This is a genomic window from Streptomyces torulosus, assembly GCF_001419765.1.
Taxonomy (GTDB): Bacteria; Actinomycetota; Actinomycetes; order Streptomycetales; family Streptomycetaceae; genus Streptomyces; species Streptomyces torulosus.
The window spans coordinates 1-2,231 of sequence record NZ_LIRK01000897.1; the positions used below are offsets into that span (position 1 = coordinate 1).

The 2,231-nt window shown below is 71.6% G+C and carries 2 protein-coding genes; both read right to left on the reverse strand.

Annotation, left to right across the window (positions count from 1 at the left end):
* On the reverse strand, window positions 1-542 hold a 542-nt coding region (locus AOK23_RS42110; RefSeq protein ID WP_055717671.1), incomplete at its 3' end, for an SDR family oxidoreductase.
* A gap of 29 nt (window positions 543-571) precedes the next feature.
* Complete coding sequence (locus tag AOK23_RS42115; RefSeq protein ID WP_055717672.1) at window positions 572-2,158, reverse strand: Na+/H+ antiporter; 1,587 nt, start codon at window positions 2,156-2,158, stop codon at window positions 572-574.
* Window positions 2,159-2,231: the final 73 nt, after the last annotated feature.

The window sequence follows — 2,231 nt, forward strand, 5'->3', positions numbered from 1 at the left end:
CCCGGCGCCACGACGTTCACCGTGATCCCCCGGGGCCCCAACTCCCGTGCCAGGTCGAACGCGTACGGATGCAGCGCCGCCTTGGACGCGGCGTACGCCCCGCTCCCCGAGCCCCGGTACGCGGCGATGGACGACAGGAACAGCACCCGCCCGCCGGGCGAGGCAAGCCGCTCCCGTAGCGCCTCCGTGAGCAGCACGGCGGTCAGTGTGTTGAGCCGGAAGTTGACATGCCAGTCGTGCGCGACGGCGTCGAGCGGATCGTCCCCCTCCACCGCCGGCTCCAGCCCGCCGTTGCCGCCGGCACTGTGGATCAGCACGTCCACGGTCCCGAACTCACGCCCCACGAACTCGGCGACTCCCCGCACACTCTCCGCGTCGGCGAGGTCCACCGCGTAGGTGAGCGCCCGGTCCACCCCCGCCTTCTCCAACACCTCGGCCCGCCGCCCGAGCAACAGGACCCGATCCCCGTTCTCGGCGAACGCCCGCGCCGCCGCGAGCCCGATTCCCGTACCGCCACCACTGATCACCACATTGCGTGCCATACCTCGACCCTACGAAACGGATCATCCGATCACCGCAGGCTCCGCACATCCAGATGCCGCAGCACGCGATCCACCACCTCGGGATCCGCGCCCGGCTCACTCCGCGCGGCCAGCACCTCGTGCCGGGCCGCGCTCAGCATCTCCCCCTGGATCCGCCGCATCCTCCGCAGCCGCCGCACCCGCTGCTCGTGCCCTTCCCGCCGTTCCTCCTCCGCCAGGTCGGGACTGATCCGCACCCCGATCTCGAAGGCCCGCCGCAGCAGCCGCTCGGCCATCTCCTCCGGGAGTTCCTCCTCGTCCTCGATCTCCTTCAGCCGCCGCTTCGCCGCCTTCGCGGCCCGCACGGCCAGCGCCTTCTCGAACTCCTTCTCGGCGCCCTCGTCCGCCCGCACCCCCAACCGCCGTACGAGCCACGGCAGCGTCAGCCCCTGCAGCACCAACGTCGCCATGATCACGCCGAACGCGATGAACACGATCTCGTCCCGGTCGGGAAAGGGCCCCCCGTCCGACGTCTCCAGCGGAATCGCCAGCGCCAGCGCCACGGACGCCACGCCCCGCATCCCCGACCACCACATCACCACGGTCTCGCGCCACGACATCGGGATCTCCTCGTCGTAGTCGCGCTTCGCGTGCAGCCGCCGCGCGAGCCAGGTGGCCGGCAGCAACCACAGCAGCCGTACGAGGACCACGACGGCCACGACCGCCGCCGCCCAGCCCAGCATGTCGGCCCACCGCCCGGACGCCGTCCTGACCGCGTTGTGCAGCTCCAGCCCGATCAACCCGAACGCGACGCCCGTGACCATCGTGTCCACGACGTCCCAGACGGTGTGCCCGGCGAGCCGCGTCATGACGTCGTCGGCGCCGAGCGCGTACTCCGCGAGGAACAGCGCGGTGGTGAGCACGGCGAGCACCCCGGACCCGTGCAGTTCCTCGGCCATCACGTACGACGCGTACGGCACGAGGAGGGTCAGCCCGATCTGCAGCGTGGCGTCGTCGAGGAAGTCCATCAGCTTGTTGGCCGCCCAGCCGAGCGCGAGCCCCACGGCGACGGCCACGACACCGGAGAGCACGAGCTGGAGCGCGGCGTGGGGCAGCGAGAAGGAGCCGCTGACGGCCGCCGCGATCGCCACGTGGTAGAGCACGATGGCGGTCACGTCGTTGAAGAGGCCCTCGCCCTCCAGGATCGACACCAGCCTTCGAGGCAGCCCGAGTTGACCGGCCACGGCTGTCGCCGCCACCGGGTCGGGCGGTGCGACCAGCGCGCCCAGCGCCACGGCGGCGGCGATGGGCAGCCCGGGCACGATCGCCTGGGCGACCGCGGCCACTGCGGCGGTGGTCACGAACACCAGCGCCACGGCCAGCAGGAAGATGGGCCGCCGGTTGGCAGCGAACTGCCGCCAGGAGGTCCGCCGCACCGCCGCGTACAGCAACGGCGGCAGTACCAGGGGCAGGATGAAGTCCGGCGGGATGTCGATGTTGGGCACGAAGCCCGGCAGGGCGAGGGAGATCCCCAGCAGCGTCATCAGCACCGGCGCGGGCAGCCCGAGCCGCTCCCCCACCGGCACGCTCAGCACGGCCCCCAGCAACAGGACGAACAACAGGGCCAACTGATCCACGCTGAGCACCCCGACGAGGTCTAGACGATTACCTCAACAGCCCCCAGAGTGCCACGCCCCCCACATCCCACCC